We start from the raw sequence: 19,761 nt of genomic DNA, 5'->3' as shown, positions 1-19,761 counted from the left end.
TTTGAATTTCGATTACGAAACAAACAAAATACTTAACATAACTATGTTTTGCTTAATTGGAATTGCTTACTTAGCTTTTGCATGGGCTTTCGATAACATAAAACTCAAAATAGTGCTTACAATTTGTGGAATCTATTTAATTGTAATGAATTTTATTACACAGTTTAGTTGGAATTCTATAATTGGAATTGCTTGCATTCTAACACCAATGATAATTGGAAAAGTTTTATCCAAAAAAGATGAGTTAGAAGAAAGTGTGACCGAATAAAATACTATTGCCAACAACGTGTAAGGTTAATGCTTTGTTGGTTAACTAAAAGAAAATTCCCTACTTTTAAACAAACATTAAAACAATCGGAAAACTTGCAAGTCAGAGCCTTGCTGTTTTCCTCCAGCGGATTTTTCGCCACTCGTAGCTCATCCGAAGCCAAAACAGCTTCGGCTCAATCCGCAACACACCATACACGAACACGTTAGGTGTAATTTAACGAAACGCAACCCGAAAATGAAAATTGCCTTACATTTTAATGCTGACCACGAAATGTTTCCTGGGTTTTACAGCTATCCAATATATTATGAAATATTTAAAGTCTTATTAAATCATAGAAACTTAAATATCTCTTCAAAAATGTTTGTTGGTGACCTATTGTTTCTACTATATAGCCGAGAAAAGGTTTCAGAAGAAACTGTTGATAATAATACTAAAACGAGTTATCAGGTCAACGAAGAAAAATACATAGACTTAATAAATAGTTGGCTGTTTTCAGAAGAAAACAATTGGAAAAAATTTAATGAAGTAAAGTTAGAAGAGTCTTTATCTCAAAATATATTTGTAGTTTGTTTTGAAAGTATAGACCTAAAAAACGCAGAATATTTATTTGAAAACTTAAAAAATTACGACCCATTCATTGGAGCAATGGAAATTAATGATAGTAATAAAACTCATTGGATGTTATACGGTCAATCCTTAATTCCTTATACTAGAATAATAAACAGGAAATTACATATGTTTCATGACAGTATGACTAGTGATGATTTAGATACTGAAATGCAAAAAGAATTTCTTGCTTTGGGTTTTGACTCTGTAGAATTTGAAGATTTAAAATTAAAATATACAATTTTTGATGTATTTAACAACTATGAACATGCAAGAAGAATAGCAGAATGGAAAAAAGGATTCGGTTCTTCATTAGCATATATTGCTGATAATGTTGTTTCTGAATTAATTGATAGTGCACCTGATTTAGGTAATAAATTATGGTCAGCTTTAAATACATTTGATAGTGCTGAAACTAATGAACAATATGCGCAAGTAGTAACATCATGCAGAAGAATATTCGAATATGTTACTGATTGTATTTTTCCACCACAAGATGAACCAAGTGAAACTGGAAATTCATTAAAAGCTAATAAGTATAAAAATAGGATATTTGAATATGCCAAAATAAATAGAGCCAGTTCAACAAATGTTGATTTGGTTGTCGCATCAACAGAAGTTCTATTTTCTCAATGGTCTAAATTAAATAACTTGGCAAACAAAGGTGTTCATTCTGAAGTTTTTAGAGATGAAACGAGAAGGTGTCTAATTAGAACTGTACTTATGCTAGATGATATAATATCTTTAAAGCAAGGTCCTTTTGAATTAAAACCAGAAATAAATATAGAATAAAAACTACACCTAACAACGTGTATAGTTAATGCTATGTTGGTTAACTAAAAGAAAAATTCCTACTTTTAATAAACATTAAAACAACCGGAAAACTCGCAGGCCAGAGCCTTGCTGTTTTCCTCCAGCGGATTTTTCGCCACGAGTGGCTCATCCGAAGCTAAAACAGCTTCGGCTCAATCCGCACAAACCATACACGAACAAGTTAGGGCAAATTAGAAAAATTGAATGTTAGACATTATTTCAGAACTACTTTGGTGGCATGAAGATTACAAGTTTTCTAAGCGGAAAAAGAAAAGACGTGAGTTCGAAAAACAGAATAACCTTCCTAAGAAATTAATGATTCATCCTGTATGGAAATTATTCGGAATACTATTTTTAGTAGCAATCCCTATTATCTACTTCATACTTCCTAACGGAAATAAAGTTACTTTAGAAAAAATAGCAGAAATCCAAATGATTCTTGAAAAGGAAAAGAACGATCTCGAATCTTATCCTGCAAACCTCACAGATATAATTAGAAATAATCCACTAAGGAAAGATATAACTCTAGACTATTGGAAAAATGAGTTTTTCTATGAACAAACTGAAAACGGAATGGGTTTTGTCTTGATTTCAAAAGGGAAAGATGGAATACTTGGAACTGATGATGATATTAACAGAACAAAAAACTTGCCCTAACAACGTGTAAAGTTAATTGCTCGGAATTTTTCCAGCGGAAAAATTCTCGCATTATTTAACTATATTTATTTCAGGAATCAATTCGTTAGCCTAGCCTCTCGCTTTTTTTCCAACGGAATTTTCGCCAGTCAAGCTGGCTCATCCAATCGCAAAAGCGCTCGGCTGAAATTCCGCAACAAACCTTACACGAACACGTTGGCGGTAATATAACGGAACCGAAAACAGACCACTAATTTCCAAAAATTTAAAGAGAAAAATTTGCGCAGTCAAATAGTTGCACTTATATTTGCAGTCAAATAACTGCGTAATGAAATTAAGACGAGATGTTTTCCAAGCCATTGCTGACCCAACTCGAAGGACAATCATTTCTTTGGTTGCACTACAAGCTTTGACACCAACTGCGATTGCCGAAAATTTTGATTATTCAAGGCAAACGATTTCAAAGCACATTCAAATACTCACCGAATGTGAAATTTTAGAGCAGGAACAAAAAGGGCGAGAAATCTACTATCACTTAAACCCAAACGGAATGAAAGAAATAGCGGAATTTATCGAGCCTTTCAGAAAACTATGGGACGACCGATTTAACAAATTGGAATCGGTGATGAAAAACTATCAATCAAAAAAATAGATATGGAACTAAAAACAAACGTGATAGCCGAAGATGGTAAACAGGAAATACTCATAACACGAACGTTTGACTTGCCTGTAGAACTATTGTTCAAAGCCTACACAGAATCAGAAATAATTGAACAATGGATGGGAACGAAAGTGCTAAAGTTCGACTTTCAGAAACACGGTAGTTTCCAATTCTCAACTTCCGACCCAAAAGGCAACCAAATTGGATTTAATGGTACAATACACGACTTCACAACAAACCAAAAAATCATAAGGACTTTTGAAATGGAAAATATGCCTTTTGGCGTTCAACTCGAAATTTACGAATTCGAGAAATTGTCCGAAAACACAAGCAGATTAAAACAGAATGTAATCTATCAATCCGTGAACCACAGAGACCAAAACCTAAAACTTCCATTCAAGCAAGGTATCAATTGGGCACATAACCGATTGGAAGAAATATTGACAAAATCAAAATAATTGCAAAATGACAAAAACGAAAAAAATAACCTATTGGGTTTCAACAATCTTCCTATCATTCGGAATGTTGGCTGGCGGAATACAGCAAATGCTTCAAATTGGTGTATACAACGAAATAGTTACCCAACTTGGCTACCCACTCTACTTGCTGTCAATTCTCGGGACTTGGAAAATTTTGGGCGTAATCGCCATTTTAATTCCTAAAAAAGCTTTGCTAAAAGAATGGACTTATGCAGGGTTTTTCTTTGCAATGTCCGGAGCAACCATATCGCATTTAGTAGTTGGACAACCAATAACAGAAGCAATGCCTTCAATTATTTTGCTTTTAGTATCAATTGTGTCTTGGTATTTCAGACCGAACGACCGAAAAATCATTGAATTACAAAAACAAAACTAAATATGGAAAAGGTTGACAGATACATAGACAAAATCAAGAATTGGAAAGAAGAAACCATTTTGCTACGAGAAATTTGCTTGGAATGTGGACTTGACGAAGATTTTAAATGGATGCACCCTTGCTACACTTTTCAAGGCAAAAACATTGTGCTAATTCACGGATTTAAGGAATATTGTGCTTTACTTTTTCACAAAGGAGCTTTGCTAAATGACAACGATAATATTTTGGTGCAACAGACTGAAAATGTTCAATCTGCTCGACAAATTCGATTTACAAACAAAGAGCAAATTATTGACACAAAAGCAATTATCAAAGCCTATATTTTTGAAGCAATAGAAGCAGAAAAAGCAGGTTTGGAAGTTAAAATGAAAAAGACTTCGGAATATGAAATGCCTGAAGAACTTGAACAAGAATTTGAGAACGACTCGGAATTTAAAACTGCATTTTACAATCTGACACCAGGACGACAAAGAGGTTATTTGCTCTATTTTTCAGAAGCCAAACAATCTAAAACAAGAAGTTCAAGAATTGAAAAGGCTAAACCGAAAATCTTTGACGGAAAAGGTCACAACGAAAGATAAAAAAATACTACCGCCAACAACGTATATAAAAAATAGCGGTTTAAGTGCTTAATCTAAAGTGGTTTTCATAAATTTAATGTCAGTACCAAACCGAAAAGTTAGTGAGTAAAATCCGCTACTTTTCATATACAAAACCGTTGTGGTGCATTTTGAGAAATATCTGAAGATTAAATAAACTATGTCAGCATTGGGAGAACTTTTTGTCGTTTTAATATACGTTATTCTTACCATTCCAATAATTATTATGATTGGTTTGATTCTGGTAAAACGAAAAAAAATCAAAACTAAATATTTCATTTATCTACTTGTTTCCTCTATTCCACTCATATTTTTTAGTTACAGTCAGTATAACAATCATAGACAAGCAGAATTAAGATATGTTGGAACTTATAATCTAACTGATTATCCCAATTGTAAAACGTGTATATTGAAACTAAAAAAAAACAATACTTATTCAGTACTAAAAAGAAATGTTGAAATCGAAAAAGGAGATTGGAACTTCAGAAGTGGTGGAGATTATTGGATTGTAGACATTGGAAAATTTGGGCAACTTGGAACTGGAAAATATAAATATAGTAAGAGTAAGAATAATTTTGACCAATAACTGAGCGATTTAAGACAATTAAAATGAGTGATATTATTTTTGATTTGAGGTTATTAATCGGAATTGTTATAATCATAAATCTATTTTTGTTTTTGTCAAAATCTAAAAACAGATATTGGCAATTTCCAGTAGTTATCTGGACAATTATAATAACAATCATCCTTATTATCCTACTAGTACAAAATGAGCAGATAAATGACCTTAATGGTCAGTACTTAAAAAGTGCTGAAGGAGAAAAAATGGGAGATGTTGGAGTATGGCAAGAAATAAAGGAATATAAACAGCAATGCATCAAAGTAAGAATAGCATTATTTCATTTGTTTGGATTTCAAACATTAATGAATTTAGTTTGGCAAACTATAGGTTATAAAAAAACAACTAGAAAGCCATTTTATAAAAGAACAGCAATAACCTTTGGAACTATCTTTCTGTTTTATTTAATTTTTTATTTCATCATTGGAATTATTCCAATAGGTAGTATCATTTAAAGATCAACAGATAGAAAAAACGACACCACAACAACGTGTATAGCTAATAGTCTGTTAAAGAACTCTCGCGGAATTCTAGCGAATTCCACTCAATCCCTATTCCGTTTTTTTGCTATCTTACTAAACGAATCACACAACTAGCCATACACGAACACGTTGTGCCCAATTTGATTAACATTTCGTTGTTGATTAAAAATTCAGTTCCAAACCGAATGTTCGGAACATATTTTTAACTTTACCATATGTATAAAGAAAGACTAAAATTTATCGACCTCTTTTGTGGAATTGGAGGTTTTCGAGTAGCATTTGAAGAAGCTTGTGAGGAAAACGAAATTCAAGCTGAATGCGTATTTTCTTCTGACATAGACAAATATGCACAGGAAAGCTACGAAGCCAACTTTGGAGAAAAACCAGCTGGAGATATTACCAAAATTGACGAAAAAGATATTCCTGACCACGATATACTTTTTGCTGGTTTCCCTTGCCAACCATTTAGCATAATCGGACAGATGAAAGGACTAAATGATACAAGAGGAACATTGTTTTTTGACATTGCCCGAATACTCAAAGAAAAAGAACCTAAAGCATTCATTTTAGAAAATGTAAAACAGCTTGTTGGACACGATAAAGGAAAAACCCTAAAGGTTATCGTAAAATCACTTCAAGAATTAGGCTATCACGTTCAGTATAGTGTTTTAAACGCTCTTGATTTTGGACTTCCTCAAAAGCGTGAGCGAGTTGTCATTGTTGGACACAAAGAACCGATTTTATTTACTTTTCCAAATCCTGAAAAGCCTTATAAATCATTGACCGAAATTTTGGAAAACAAAGTCGATGAAAAATATTATGCTTCCGAATACATAAGAAATAAGCGCAAAGAAAAACACGCTTCATCCTATTATCCGTCGATTTGGCACGAGAACAAATCTGGAAATATTTGTTCATATCCTTATTCGTGCGCTTTACGTTCTGGTGCTTCACATAACTATCTTTTAGTAAACGGAGAAAGAAGATTGACACCTCGTGAAATGTTCAGATTACAAGGCTTTCCAGATTGGTATAAGATTGTTGTTAGTGATGCTCAAGCAAAAAAACAAGCTGGAAATGCTGTTCCTGTGAATATGATTAAGGCCGTTTCTCAAAAACTACTGCCATATATTGCCTCAACTGTTGACCAAACATTGGTTTTAAGAGAATATGATTTAAAATATAATGCAAGTTAATGGCAAAGAAAAAATCACCGAGATTAAGAACGGTAAGCAAATCTGTTTCAGCTTATCCACTAAATAAATTCAATTCTGATTTTCCATACATCCTTGGACAAGAAATAGTCTACCTTCTTGCAAGTAAAGGACGAGCAGATTTGCAAGGAAATGAGTGGGAACAAATTTTTGCTTTATGTATTGGTGCCGATTGGAAACCTTCAAATGTAGGTTTAGATGATGTCGTGATGGGAAATACAGCTTGGGGCGCAAAAACGGTAAAATCAGGAATAAAAAACTTCAAAAATTTAAAGCAAGTACGACTGATTTCTGGTCGAAACTCACCTGTTTATTCGTATGGCGGAACAATTGACACTTCTGCTGACCCAAATGAGATTGGAGAACAAGTATTAGAAATTTGGAATGAGAGAGTTTCCGCGATAAGAGAAAAATATAAACACTTGCGAACAGTTGTTTTAGTAAAATCAAATGACCTTTCGCAAGTAGCAGTATTTGAATTTGATACAATCCGTTACGACGCAGAACTTTTCGACTTTGAATGGAATAAAAGAGGGAATTTAGAGGGTTTTGTAAAGGGAACTCGGGATAAACAATTTGTTTGGCAACCTCACGGCTCACAGTTTACGATTATTGAAAAAGTACCCGAAGAAACTTTGATTTTGAAAATCAAGCAACCCGAAACGCTTGACAAGGAAAAAATCCTTGAAGCAATCGGATTTGACAAATCTTGGGTTACAATTGAACGGAAATAAAAACTGGGCACAACATTGTATAAAAATAATAGCGGTTTAATCGCTAAAATGAAAGTAAGTTAATATAAAAAAGGTCTGTGTTTAACCGAAAAGTAAGTGCGTAAAAATCCGCTACTATTCTTATACGAGACCGTTGTGTGCAATTTGAGAAACTGCATACCCAGTAAAGGGTATTTACATTTGTTAATATTTTTCCTACTTTTAACAAGCTATTAATCAATAAATTATTTCCTTATGAAAAAGCTAACCGCTCTCTTTTCACTTTTGATTTTTTTTGGATGTTCAAATGATGATTCTAATACTAATGAAAATCCCAACAATCAATTAGATCCTGAGGTTGCGGAAAATGTTGTGATTATATTGGACGAAAATTCTAATCTTACGAGTTCCGAAACAGATCTGAACAATGGTGTTTATAATATTGAGTTTTTAAGTAACGTACCAGAAATAAATACAAATGACATCATTGTTGGAGATGAGGCAGAAGGTTTTTTGAGAAAAGTAGTTTCAATAACCTCAAATGGAAATAATGTGTCTCTGCAAACTTCACAAGCAACAATAGATGATGTTTTCAACAATGTTTCCATTCAGTTCAGTACTGATATTTCAGAAAGCTCAAGAATGGCTAACCCTACAAATCAAAAAACTCAAATCAATTATTTACGAGAAGGAGTAAGTTTAAATGAAAATGGATTGGGATATGATTTTTCAAATACAGTGCTTTACGATGACGGTAACGCTTCTCTAACAATAACAAACGGAAATGCAACATTTGACCCTAATTTCACTTTTGACGCTGATTATTCATTACTTGGTGGATTGGACTTTTTAGAGTTTAAGGCAAATAACGCAAACCTTATAATAAATTGCGATTTGGATTTAACTGTTGCAGAAAATCTAACTTTATCTGAATTTTCACAGACTTTGGTTGACTATGACAAGTACTTAACTTTTCCTGTGGCTGGCGTTCCAGTAGTGGTTGTTGTTAATACTCAATTAGTTGCTGAACTGAGTGCATCGGTTGATGCAAGTGTTTCCAATATATCAAGTTGGACAAGTACTTTTGGAGTAACAACTGGAGTTAAGTATGAAAATGATAATTGGAATGGAAACTTTGTTTTAAATCCTAATTTGGAAATTAACTCAATGGATTTTAATGGACAAGTGAACATTGTACAAAACCTAACTATTACTCCTAGAGCCAGTTTAAAATTTTATGGAGTTATTGGCCCATATTGCCAGCCACAACTTACTGAAGATTTTACATTCAATCTAGCTACGCCATCTTTGGATTGGGATGCAGAATTAAAAACAGGATTGGACTTGACTACTGGTGTTGATATTACAATTTTTGGAAATACACTTGCTGACTTCTCATCTACTGATAGTTTTGAAGAGCCAATATGGAATGCGCCTAATTCACTGGCAATTGAATCTGGTAACAATCAAACAGGAACACAAGGACAACTTTTGGACGAGCCTTTAATTGTCAAAGTAACAGATTTATTGGATAATCCTCTACCTTTCGTTCCAGTCTATTTTTCAGTAATACAAGGAGGAGGAAGTTTAGATGAGGAGACCGTTATAACAGATGAAAATGGAATTGCACAAGTTTTTTGGACGTTGGGAAACCAAGAAGTTCAACAGGTCGAGGCAAAAGTAAAAAAAGCTGACGGCACATTTATAGAAAGCTTTGTAATTTTTGATGTAACTGCCACAAACCAGAACTTACAATTGAGTGGTGATCTAAATTTTGGAGATGTAGAGGTTGGACAAACTGCACAAAGAATTTTAACGATAACGAATCCTACATCAAATTCAGTCGAAGTTACTTCCATAAGTTTACCTGAAGGATTTACAGCTGACTGGATTTCAGGAAATATTGTAGGTAATAGCAGTCAAGATGTTATTATTACATTCGAACCAACTGAAGAACAAGAGTATTCAGGTGAATTAAACGTAATTAGCATAATAAATCCTGAAGGTGATACGATATTAATTAACGGTAATGGAATAAATTCAAATTCTGTTATTGGTTGGTATGTGGGAAGTTATTCAGTACAAAATCCAATTCAAGGTAACGTTCTAAATTGTGGAAATCAAATTGGTCAGACTGGTGATATATTTATCAAAGTAGAACAAGATGGTGACAATTTGATATTTGTAGCTTATTACAAATCAATCTTTGCAGATTTCCCAAATATCTACAGAAAAACAACTATTTATCCAGAGTCACTTTACTACAATATGACTTCAAGTCTTTACAAAAGGGTTACTATTGGTTGGCAAGAAGATCTCGGTCCAGATCCAAATTTCCCAAGTGTAAATTTAATTAATATTTTTTCGTTAGGTAGCTTGTACGTTAGTGATGGTGTTTCAATTTCAGATAACACATTACTTGTTGCAAATGCTTCTAAACGGATTCCATCAGGCACAGGCAACCCAGAATGTAACACTGGAAATTTATCATATGAGTTTAATTATGCTTTAGATGTAACTACAAGCTTTAATGGTGATAATATACCTAATGAATTATCTCAAGATAATCTCAATATTATTAATAATTTAATTCAGAATGAAAATGAGACTCTATTTTTAGAATATGATTAATTAAATTAGAAAATTTAAGGTAATAATTAAAAACTGCACACAACACCGTGTATAGTTAATGCGTACAGTTGGCTAAGCAGAAGATTTTTTCTTACTTTTAAGCTAAACAACTAAACTGAAAAACCACGACCGCTCAGCTGTCGCGCTTTTTCCCAAACGGAATTTTCGCCAGCCGAAGACTGGCTTATCCAAACTCAAAGCGCTCGGCTGAAATTCCGCACAAACCATACACGAACACGTTGTGGTGCATAAGAAGAGGAATTTTTCTGACAGAAAATTTCGAATTGGATTTTTTACCAATTTTTGGTATTTTTGAAAAAAGGAATTTCCTATGAGCAAAAACACATCCATATCACTCGGTAACTATTTTGAACAATTCGTGCAGTCTCAAATATCTGCTGGACGATATAAAAACGTCAGTGAGGTCATTCGTGCTGCCTTACGTCTATTGGAGAACGAAGAAAGCAAAGTCATTGCCCTCAAAAATGCTATCAAGGAAGGAGTTGACAGTGGAATCGCTCACGATTTCGATTGGGAGAAGAACTTAGCTGAATTGAAGGCCAAAAGACAAACCAATGGCTAAATTCAACCTGACTGAAAAAGCTGTCGAGGACTTGAACGATATTTGGAATTACACCGTTTACAAATGGTCAGAACAACAAGCCGATAGATACTATTCACAACTTAGGAAATTTTGTCAGGAGATAGCCAACGATCCAACAATCGGAAAGAAATATGACGGAATTGCTAAGGATTTGTTCGGTTACAAAGCCAATAGACATATCATTTTCTATCGAGTTCAAATCAATGAACCGATCGAGATCACTAGAATACTTCATGGCAGAATGGATTTGAAAAATAGAATAACCGAATAACTTACGACACCACAACACCGTGTAAAGTTCATTGCTGCTTGTGTCTAAGTAGAGGAAATTTTCTTACTTTTAAGCTAAACAATAAACCGAAAAAACACGACCGCTCGGCTGAAATTCCGCGCAATCCATACACGAACACGTTGTGTACAATTAAATTAGAAAAATATTGTCTTACATTTTTATTGGAATATTACTGACATTTCTTCTTTTTGCTATTTATTCAGCCAAATCACAATTATCTGAAGACAACAATAAAAAAGCTTACACTTCTGTAACTGGATTAATGTCCTTTGCAATTCTCATATCGATTTTGATATCGATATTTATCGCATTAAAATCTGATATTAAAGATGATATTGGATTTGGTGGATTTGATTACATTATTGGTCCGACCACTTGTGGATTATTGGTTCTAAGCACTTATCTAATCTTTATAGATAGAAAGCCAAACCTAAAATTCAAATTAGGAATAATAGGAGTTTTAATTAACCTATTTGTCGGATTTATTTACTTCTTTAATTAATTATTTAACAGTACACAACAACGTGTATAACTAATTGTCCGTTAAAGAACTCTCGCGGAATTCTAACGAATTCCACTCAATCCCTATTCCGTTTTTTTGCTATCTTACTAAACAAATCACACAACTAGCCATACACGAACACGTTGTGCTTCATTATTTAACCAACCTTTACTAAATGATAAAATTCTTTAGAAAAATTAGACAAAACTTACTCTCTGAAGGAAAAACAGGAAAGTATCTTAAATATGCAATCGGAGAAATCATTCTTGTCGTTATTGGAATTTTGATTGCATTGCAAGTTAGTAATTGGAATAAGGAAAGAATGGATTCTGATTTCGAACAAGAAGTTCTTTTTGATTTAAATACAGAGATAAAATCTAATATTAAGACATTAGAAATGATAATAGATGAGCATGAAAGATCTTTGGTTGCAGGAGAGGAAATTAAATCTATGGTAATTGACACCAATAAACTTAAAAACATCTCAAATGATAGCTTGAAATCCAAATTAATTATCATGAATTACAACTATACCTATGATCCGAAACTGGGTATTTTGAATTCAGTAATAAATTCAGGCAGAATCAACCTCATACAGAATAAAAAAATAAGATATATGCTGTCTTCAATTAATGAATTTATTATCGATGCAAACGAATCAACTAAAGTTATAGAAAAATTAAGAGGAGAATTTTATTGGCCAATGATAGCAGCAAAACGAGAAATAGTCGATTATAACAAGCTCTCTAGAGATAACAAAAAATCTTTTCAGAATCCTGAGTTTATTTGGTGGATAGATTTCAATACTACTGTTAGGCAAGAAGGGTTAGACGAAGAATATGAACTATTGGAATTTCTTAAAAAAATCAATGTTTTAATCGAATCGGAAATAAAAAAATAACGATAGCACAACAACGTGTATAACTAATTGTCCGTTAAAGAACTCTCGCGGAATTCTGGCGAATTCCACTCAATCCCTATTCCGTTTTTCACTATCTTACTAAACGAATCACACGACTAACCATACACGAACAAGTTACCTGCAAGCTCAAATGACAGTTGAAAAAATAAAATATGGATTGAAAAATGGAGAACTTAAATTGAGTTTTTGGGAAACTGTTCAGCATTATGGAATTGTGGGCTTTTGTTTTGTAATACCTATTACATTAACCGTAATGCATCTTAAAGATTATTTTGAAAATTCACCTAAACCAATTAAATCTGGAGAAATTTGTTTCTTAATAATACCAACTTTATTAGGAATTATATTTTTCTACTTACAAAAAAGCAGATTGAAATTTAAAGAAGTGAATACCAATCTCAACAAAATACAATTGAATAAAATTATAGAAAAAGTTGCTGAGGAATTGGAATGGGATTTTCATTTTTCTAATCCAAAAGCAATAGTAGCAAAAACACATCCAGGATTTTTGTCTGGCAGTTGGGGCGAGCAGATTACAATATTATTTGATAACAAAAAAGTACTTGTAAATAGCATATGTGACCTTGACAAAAAAAGTTCATTGGTTTCAATGGGCAGGAATGGACAGAATGAACACAGACTGATAGAAGAAATAAAAAAAGCCAGCAGGTAACAACGTGTAAAGTTAATTGCTCGGAATTTTTCCAGCGGAAAAATTCTCGCTTTATTTAACTATATTTATTTCAGGAATCAATTCGTTAGCATAGCCTCTCGCTTTTTTTCCAACGGAATTTTCGCCAGTCAAAGCTGGCTCATCCAGTCGCAAAAGCGCTCGGCTGAAATTCCGCAACAAACCTTACACGAACACGTTGTGGCTAATTATACGAAATGAAATACATTTTAGCTTACATATTGATTTTCTACATTCTATTTGCTTGTAAAAAAGATGATGCATCGGTTAAGTTTGAAAACACAAACACACACATCGAATATTTTGGTTTTACAATAGTTGACACATTTTGGGATGACCCAACTGATTCCGAAACCAAAACAAACTATGCAGATGAAATTCATAATTTTAGCAACATAGCAGATATTTTAGTCATAAATCCAAATGACAACATTGTTCAAAGAACACAAACCTTCGCTGATTTAAATTTAAAGTCCATTTTGCACCTCAATGAATTATTCTTTGAATTAGTCGATAACAACAGTCCGTCTGAATCAAATTATGATTTAAGATCTGATTACCAAGAAAGGTGGAATGAATTTAAAACCATTAACAAATCAATCTTAAATGCCAATTTCACAGGTGCATTTTACATTGGAGAGGAACCAACTTGGAATGGAATAAGCTATTTGGAATTGGATTCCGTGGCTCAACTACTACAAGAAGAATTTCCAAATATTCCCACGATGATAATTGAAGCTTATCCATCATTGAATGACTTACAAATTCCAGAAACTATTGATTGGATAGGATTTGACCGTTATTTTGTTAAAAACCCAAATACAAACACTGAATTTCAACAAGACTGGGAAATATTAAAGACAAAAATCTCAAATCAGAATCAAAGAATAATGGTCGTTCTCGATAGTCATTATATAAATTGGGCACACGGAGAATTTGGTAACATCGATTTGAACCAAATGGGTGACGTAGCTAAAAACTATTATCAATTAGCAAAAAATGACGAAAAGGTCATTGGGATTTTAGGATACTTTTGGCCAAACGGATTTGATTTCCCTGAATCCATCGGAGCAAGAGGAATGCCTCAAAACGTAAAAATGGAATATGAAAGAATTGGAAGAGAAATTACGAAAAAATAACTAGCCACAACAACGTGTATAGCTAATAGTCCGTTAAAGAACCCTCGCGGAATTCTAGCGAATTCCACTCTACTCCTATTCCGTTTTTTCACTATCTTACTAAGCGAATCACACAACAAACCTTACACGAACACGTTGGCAGTAATTATGACGAAAGAATAAATATGAATATTTTAAAAAGACTTTTCGGAGGAAAATCAAAAGAGGATAAGAAAGACGTTAAAGTGAAGAGTGAGACTTCATATAAAACAGCAACAATTTCTGCTTCAGATTTAGCTAATTTAAAAGTTGGAGATACAATAAGTTTTGGAAATCCAGAAGAGGAAGAAAAAACATATGAACCTAAATGGCTAAAATCCAATGAGAATCCATATAACTTAGAAGTGTTTGACTGTAGAGAATATGCACTAAAAATGACATCAACAACCAAAGACCCTAAAATTGCAACTAACTTTTTAAATTTAAGGGAAAGTGACGGAAAGGAATATATTGGAAAATTCCCTGAAAATGGAGCAAAGTGCGAAGTTGACTTAAATTTTGATACAAGAGGAAAACAAATTCAAGATGGCATAGTATACAAAGCATCCGCAATGGAAGAAAAATGGGATATTTACAAGTATGTAAACTTTCTTTTTTTTGTTCGTAGTTGGACAGGTGAATTAGTATATTTTTCAAACTATATTCCTACAGAAAAAGGTTTTAAAGTTAATCTTATTGTTTTAGATGACAGCAAAATTGAAAAAGAAGATCCATTCTTTGAATTTAAAGTAGTTGAATTTTTAATTCACAGTCATATTTTAGGCTATAATGTTCCTCATCCTATTCCAAAAGGTCTTGACAAAAATAATCACGAAAGTATTTTAGGATATTCATTTTCTATGTTTGGCAATAAAGGACAATTTGCATCTTACGGATAATAACTACAGCCAACAACGTGTAAGGTCAATTGCTTCAAATTTTTCCAGCGGAAAAATTCTCGCATTATTTAACTATATTTATTTCAGGAATCAATTCGTTAGCCTAGCCTCACGCTTTTTTTCCAACGGAATTTTCGCCAGTCGTAGACTGGCTCACCCAAATGCAAAAGCGCTCGGCTGAAATTCCGCAACAAACCTTACACGAACACGTTGTGGCAAATTTTTGAATAATTCCATGAAAGTCAAAATAGCACTAATATTTATTATTCTTTTCAATTTTTGCAATGCTCAAGAAGAATTAGACTATTCCATATTTAGTGTTTCCGAAAGTCATGTTGACAGTATAACTTATTTCTTTAATAAAATGCTTGAAAGTGAAGGAGATGAAAAGATAGAACTTGAAAAACTATTCTTTGAATCTTTACCAAATAACCATTATGAAATGAGTGATGCTATGTACATACATCTACACAAACAACATGTTGAATACAAAGAAATGAACAAAATACCACCTATCAATGTTCCGCATCCTTGGGTTGATTACCTGAGCAAAATGGATTACTTTGATAAACAATCTTATTACAAAAAGTACTTTAATATTTGTATTGGTGGTGAGTATGGTGCGGATCACATGGTTGCTGGTTTTGAGATTTATAAACGATTCTTAAATGACAGCGAAACAGCTTGTCAAGAGCTTAAAAAGTTGAACGATCAGGACATTGAAGCTGTGTTTTATTTTATTTTTGATGAAACTCATCCAGCATATAATGAAGAAAATATAGCGCTTTATCATGAGATGTTAGCGAAACTCAAGAAAAGAGACACTAGATTGTATTATCTATTAGAGAAAAGTTACGCAAGGGTTATTAAAGAACAGAGTCAACATCGACATTAAATACAAAAACAAGCCACAACAACGTGTATAGCTAATAGTCTGTTAAAGAACCCTCGCGGAATTCTGGCGAATTCCACTCTACTCCTATTCCGTTTTTTTGCTATCTTACTGAACAAATCACACAACTAGCCATACACGAACACGTTAGCCTTAATTATGAGATTTTTCAGAAAACTAAGATATAAGTCCTTCAACAACTCCAAATTATCAAAGTATCTTGGATATGCTATTGGTGAAATCCTATTGGTTGTCATTGGAATTTTTATTGCGATTCAAGTAAACGGAATTTATGAACAAAAAAAACAAGATACTGAAGGACATACAATATTACGATCACTGTTAACAGAATTTAAATTAAATCAAAGTCAACTTGAAGGCTTAATTTCAGATTATGAATGGGTATATAATTCTGCAGACTACTTGATTGGAAATTATGGCGAAAAACTTAACACGCTACCTCGAAGAAAGCTTGACTCATTAATGGGTGGAATTCTTTATGTACCTGAATACTATCCCTCTGAGAGCGTTTATAATTTAGCAATCAGTACAGGTAAGTTTGATTTAATTAAAAATGATTCCCTAAAAATTGCTATTTCAAACACCATTGGATTATTACCTCTTTACAAAATGACTTCAAGAAGAGTCGAAGATGTTACATTTAAAAGACTTCATAAAATAATTGATGATGAAGGATATTTGATGAAAGATATTTTGGGTGGGAGATTGACTAGTTTCGGAAAATATCGTGAACAGTTTCCTAAATATGATTACAGCTCTATTTTCAAGAATATCGAATTTGAAAACACTTTGGAACTAAGAAGAATCTGTGCTGCAGATATTTTAGCAGTTTCAAGAATGATAGAAGAAAGTCAGAATAATGCTATTACTAAAATAGAGAAAGAATTGAATAAATAACTAAGGCTAACAACGTGTATGGTTAATGCTATGTTGGTTAACTAGAAGAAAATTTCCTACTTTTAAAAAACATTAAAACAATCGGAAAACTTACAAGCCAAAGCCTTGCTGTTTTCCTCCAGCGGATTTTTCGTCGCAAGCGGCTCATCCGAAGCTAAAAACAGCTTCGGCTCAATCCGCACAAACCATACACGAACACGTTGGCAAACATTTTAACCTAACTCAGTAACTGAATGAAAATGAATAAAATTTTAAGGACATTATTAATATGGTTACCTTCAGTAATAATCACTTTGTTCTATATCCCAAACGCTCTGGATAAAATCCTGAATTCTAATCAAACTGATAAAATTGTAGCAAATAGCAGTATTATGATTGCTACTGGAATATTCCTTTTAGTTTCAACAGCGTTATTCCTGTACAATAGAACAATACTAATTGGAACTTCTCTTTTAGCTCTCTATATGACTTTGATTGTTTTTATTCATATGTATAAAGGAAAACCTTATGAAGTAACAATTTTAATTGTAATGGCGACTGTTTTTTCTTCATACATTAGAAAACCTAATCTTTTTCTTCAAAAAAGGGATGATTAAATCTAACAATAACTTAGCCATACTGAAAACTGAAAAACTGAATAAAATTGTACTTGACAATTAGAATGACTGACAAAAAAAAGTAATCAAAAAACGATTTGCCAACAACGTGTATAGCTAATAGTGTGTTAAAGAACACTTGCGGAATTCTAGCGAATTCCACTCAATCCCTATTCCGTTTTTTTGCTATCTTACTAAACAAATCACACAACTAGCCATACACGAACACGTTGGCAAACATTTAATTAAAAATCAATGAAAAAAATCTACATTCTCATTTTATTAATAGTTTTTTCATGTTCAAATGATAATGAAAATGATGAAACCTCAAATTGTATTAATAATCAAACTCCTCTAAGCACTAATATCAATATAACCAGAATTTTAGTTTATGGATCTAATCAAACCTCACTTTTAAGAGAATACGTTATAGAAAACAATAGAATTACTGAGTCTAGAGGTGGAGTCGTTTCATTGTATAATAATTGCTGGTTTGATTATAATTATAATTCTTGTGGTCAATTAATAAGCATTAAATGCCAAAATGATGGTTTATTAAGAACGAAACTGAGCTATGATACCAGTGGTAGATTAAAAACATATAGAGTTGGCTATAACGGTGGTTTCACATTGAAGTTTGAATATACCCAAAATAACACTGTAATTATTAATGAATTTAGAGGATATAATGAGGTTAACGACTCACATGCCTCATTGAACTCTTCAAGAGAGTGGCTCTTCGATAACAACGAAAATATGATAACATCTATAATCGAGAACGCGGAATTTGAATATTCATATTCTAACCAAAACTTTATAACTAGTACTGATAATGAAAACATTTTAAATTATCATCCAGAAAAAAATCCATTTTTTTTAATATTCACTAATACTTATGGAAGAAAAAACAACTTTTTAATTAATTATGGATTTGATTCAATTACATATAGCAATCCCTTTACATTAATAGAAGAACTTGGACTTTCTAACAACTTAATTTCTAGTTGGGAAAATAGTTCTAGTGGAAACCTTATTCGATACACAGAAATATTAGAAACTTCAAATGGCTATGTTACTGAATATAGAGAAATATCTGATGGAGAAGTTTCTAAACTAATAGTTGTAGAATATCAATAAACGATTTGCCAACAACGTGTAAAGTTAATTGCTCGGAATTTTTCCGCTGGAAAAATTCTCGCATTATTTAACTATATTTATTTCAGGAATCAATTCGTTAGCTCTGCCTTATACTTTTTTCCAGCGGAATTTTCGCCAGTCAAGCTGGCTCATCCAATCACAAAAGCGCTCGGCTGAAATCCCACAACAAACCTTTACTAAATGATAAAATTCTTTAGAAAAATTAGACAAAACTTACTTTCGGAAGGAAAAATGGGAAAGTATTTAAAATATGCAATTGGAGAAATTATCCTTGTGGTTATTGGTATTTTGATTGCGCTTCAAATCAATAATTGGAACCAAAAAAGAATCCAGAAGCTTGAAGAACAAACCATTGTAAAAAACATTCATAATGAATATTTGCAAAACAAATCGATTTTAAAAAGAAGAATTGAGGAAGCTGAATTATGTGAGGCAGCCCTTAAACAATTAATGAAGATTATGGGTAAAGACGAAGATTATCTTAAAAAGCAAAATGTCGACAGTTTACTTTTTTTTGCATTTGACCCTCCTATATTCAGACCCTCGGAAAATACCATTTCTGGCCTCATACAATCAGGACGTTTGGATTTGCTCCAAAATAAGGAATTAGTTAATTTAATATATAATTGGGGACGAACGATGAAGGCGTTGACAGATAGAACAACAAGATTTACTTCAATATCTGATAACGAGATTTCTCCCTACTTATCAAAAAAATATTCCTACAAAGATATCGATGCCTATGGTCCATTAAATTGGAAAGAAAAATCAAACCTGAAGGTGAATAAATTTCAAATTTTTAAAGAAATTGAATTCGAAAATCTTACTGACAATTTTTTATACTGGATGGTAGATAACAAAAATCTGTTTATAGAATTAGACCAATTGATTGATAAAATTCTTAAGGAAACTCAATATGATTAAATTATAAATAACGAAAGCACAACAACGTGTATAGTTTATACTTTCGAATTTTTACAGCAGAAAAATTCTCACTTTAATTAACTATATTTATTTTAGGAAGCATTTC

Annotated in this window: 24 protein-coding genes; all 24 read left to right on the top strand. The window is 32.6% G+C overall.

The genetic code is table 11. The features are described 5' to 3' along the window. On the top strand, window positions 1-268 hold a 268-nt coding region (locus AB9K26_RS07270), incomplete at its 5' end, for a hypothetical protein (protein ID WP_369971881.1). Window positions 269-505: 237 nt separating this feature from the next. Further along, window positions 506-1,669 carry a hypothetical protein gene (locus AB9K26_RS07265; protein ID WP_369971880.1) on the top strand — a complete coding sequence of 388 codons (1,164 nt, stop codon included), beginning with the start codon at window positions 506-508 and terminating at the stop codon, window positions 1,667-1,669. 225 nt (window positions 1,670-1,894) lie between these two features. Next, window positions 1,895-2,347 carry a hypothetical protein gene (locus AB9K26_RS07260; protein ID WP_369971879.1) on the top strand — a complete coding sequence of 151 codons (453 nt, stop codon included), beginning with the start codon at window positions 1,895-1,897 and terminating at the stop codon, window positions 2,345-2,347. Window positions 2,348-2,654: 307 nt separating this feature from the next. After that, window positions 2,655-2,978 (top strand): helix-turn-helix transcriptional regulator, encoded by a 324-nt coding sequence (locus AB9K26_RS07255; RefSeq protein ID WP_303399241.1) that lies wholly within the window; start codon window positions 2,655-2,657, stop codon window positions 2,976-2,978. A gap of 2 nt (window positions 2,979-2,980) precedes the next feature. Then, entirely contained in the window at window positions 2,981-3,445 is a 465-nt protein-coding gene (locus AB9K26_RS07250; protein WP_369971878.1) for an SRPBCC domain-containing protein, read from the top strand. 7 nt (window positions 3,446-3,452) lie between these two features. Continuing rightward, on the top strand, window positions 3,453-3,842 hold the full coding sequence (locus AB9K26_RS07245) for a DoxX family protein (RefSeq protein ID WP_369971877.1): 390 nt from the start codon (window positions 3,453-3,455) through the stop codon (window positions 3,840-3,842). Window positions 3,843-3,844: 2 nt separating this feature from the next. Further along, window positions 3,845-4,423 carry a YdeI family protein gene (locus AB9K26_RS07240; protein WP_369971876.1) on the top strand — a complete coding sequence of 193 codons (579 nt, stop codon included), beginning with the start codon at window positions 3,845-3,847 and terminating at the stop codon, window positions 4,421-4,423. A 178-nt stretch (window positions 4,424-4,601) separates the two neighbouring features. Then, a complete protein-coding gene (locus AB9K26_RS07235) occupies window positions 4,602-5,027 on the top strand; it encodes a hypothetical protein (protein ID WP_369971875.1) in 426 nt (141 codons plus the stop codon). A gap of 23 nt (window positions 5,028-5,050) precedes the next feature. Further along, a complete protein-coding gene (locus tag AB9K26_RS07230) occupies window positions 5,051-5,515 on the top strand; it encodes a hypothetical protein (protein WP_369971874.1) in 465 nt (154 codons plus the stop codon). Between the two features lie 242 nt (window positions 5,516-5,757). Next, a complete protein-coding gene (locus AB9K26_RS07225) occupies window positions 5,758-6,738 on the top strand; it encodes a DNA cytosine methyltransferase (protein WP_369971873.1) in 981 nt (326 codons plus the stop codon). After that, a complete protein-coding gene (locus AB9K26_RS07220) occupies window positions 6,738-7,490 on the top strand; it encodes a hypothetical protein (protein ID WP_369971872.1) in 753 nt (250 codons plus the stop codon). Before AB9K26_RS07225 ends, AB9K26_RS07220 begins: the two co-directional genes overlap by 1 nt. A 234-nt stretch (window positions 7,491-7,724) precedes the next feature. Continuing rightward, complete coding sequence (locus tag AB9K26_RS07215) at window positions 7,725-10,100, top strand: hypothetical protein (RefSeq protein ID WP_369971871.1); 2,376 nt, start codon at window positions 7,725-7,727, stop codon at window positions 10,098-10,100. 331 nt (window positions 10,101-10,431) lie between these two features. Then, a complete protein-coding gene (locus tag AB9K26_RS07210) occupies window positions 10,432-10,683 on the top strand; it encodes a type II toxin-antitoxin system ParD family antitoxin (RefSeq protein ID WP_369971870.1) in 252 nt (83 codons plus the stop codon). Then, entirely contained in the window at window positions 10,676-10,975 is a 300-nt protein-coding gene (locus AB9K26_RS07205) for a type II toxin-antitoxin system RelE/ParE family toxin (protein ID WP_369971869.1), read from the top strand. Before AB9K26_RS07210 ends, AB9K26_RS07205 begins: the two co-directional genes overlap by 8 nt. Before the next feature lie 166 nt (window positions 10,976-11,141). Next, on the top strand, window positions 11,142-11,498 hold the full coding sequence (locus AB9K26_RS07200) for a hypothetical protein (RefSeq protein WP_369971868.1): 357 nt from the start codon (window positions 11,142-11,144) through the stop codon (window positions 11,496-11,498). A gap of 175 nt (window positions 11,499-11,673) precedes the next feature. Beyond that, entirely contained in the window at window positions 11,674-12,399 is a 726-nt protein-coding gene (locus tag AB9K26_RS07195; protein ID WP_369971867.1) for a DUF6090 family protein, read from the top strand. 151 nt (window positions 12,400-12,550) lie between these two features. Further along, window positions 12,551-13,093, top strand: a complete 543-nt coding sequence (locus AB9K26_RS07190) for a hypothetical protein (protein ID WP_369971866.1) — start codon at window positions 12,551-12,553, stop codon at window positions 13,091-13,093. A 215-nt stretch (window positions 13,094-13,308) separates the two neighbouring features. Beyond that, on the top strand, window positions 13,309-14,250 hold the full coding sequence (locus AB9K26_RS07185) for a hypothetical protein (protein ID WP_369971865.1): 942 nt from the start codon (window positions 13,309-13,311) through the stop codon (window positions 14,248-14,250). A gap of 164 nt (window positions 14,251-14,414) precedes the next feature. Further along, complete coding sequence (locus AB9K26_RS07180; RefSeq protein ID WP_369971864.1) at window positions 14,415-15,167, top strand: hypothetical protein; 753 nt, start codon at window positions 14,415-14,417, stop codon at window positions 15,165-15,167. A gap of 235 nt (window positions 15,168-15,402) precedes the next feature. Next, window positions 15,403-16,062: a hypothetical protein gene (locus tag AB9K26_RS07175; RefSeq protein ID WP_369971863.1), complete on the top strand. Its 660-nt coding sequence runs from the start codon at window positions 15,403-15,405 to the stop codon at window positions 16,060-16,062. A 156-nt stretch (window positions 16,063-16,218) separates the two neighbouring features. Continuing rightward, complete coding sequence (locus AB9K26_RS07170) at window positions 16,219-16,977, top strand: DUF6090 family protein (RefSeq protein ID WP_369971862.1); 759 nt, start codon at window positions 16,219-16,221, stop codon at window positions 16,975-16,977. 239 nt (window positions 16,978-17,216) lie between these two features. Continuing rightward, window positions 17,217-17,573, top strand: coding sequence for a hypothetical protein (locus AB9K26_RS07165; protein ID WP_369971861.1), 357 nt, complete (start codon window positions 17,217-17,219; stop codon window positions 17,571-17,573). A gap of 255 nt (window positions 17,574-17,828) precedes the next feature. Continuing rightward, entirely contained in the window at window positions 17,829-18,710 is an 882-nt protein-coding gene (locus AB9K26_RS07160) for a hypothetical protein (protein ID WP_369971860.1), read from the top strand. Between the two features lie 201 nt (window positions 18,711-18,911). Further along, window positions 18,912-19,655 (top strand): DUF6090 family protein, encoded by a 744-nt coding sequence (locus AB9K26_RS07155; RefSeq protein WP_369971859.1) that lies wholly within the window; start codon window positions 18,912-18,914, stop codon window positions 19,653-19,655. Window positions 19,656-19,761 lie beyond the last annotated feature (106 nt).

This window comes from Psychroserpens sp. XS_ASV72 (assembly GCF_041224425.1).
Classification (GTDB): Bacteria; Bacteroidota; Bacteroidia; order Flavobacteriales; family Flavobacteriaceae; genus Psychroserpens.
This window is presented reverse-complemented; position numbering and strand designations above follow the sequence as displayed.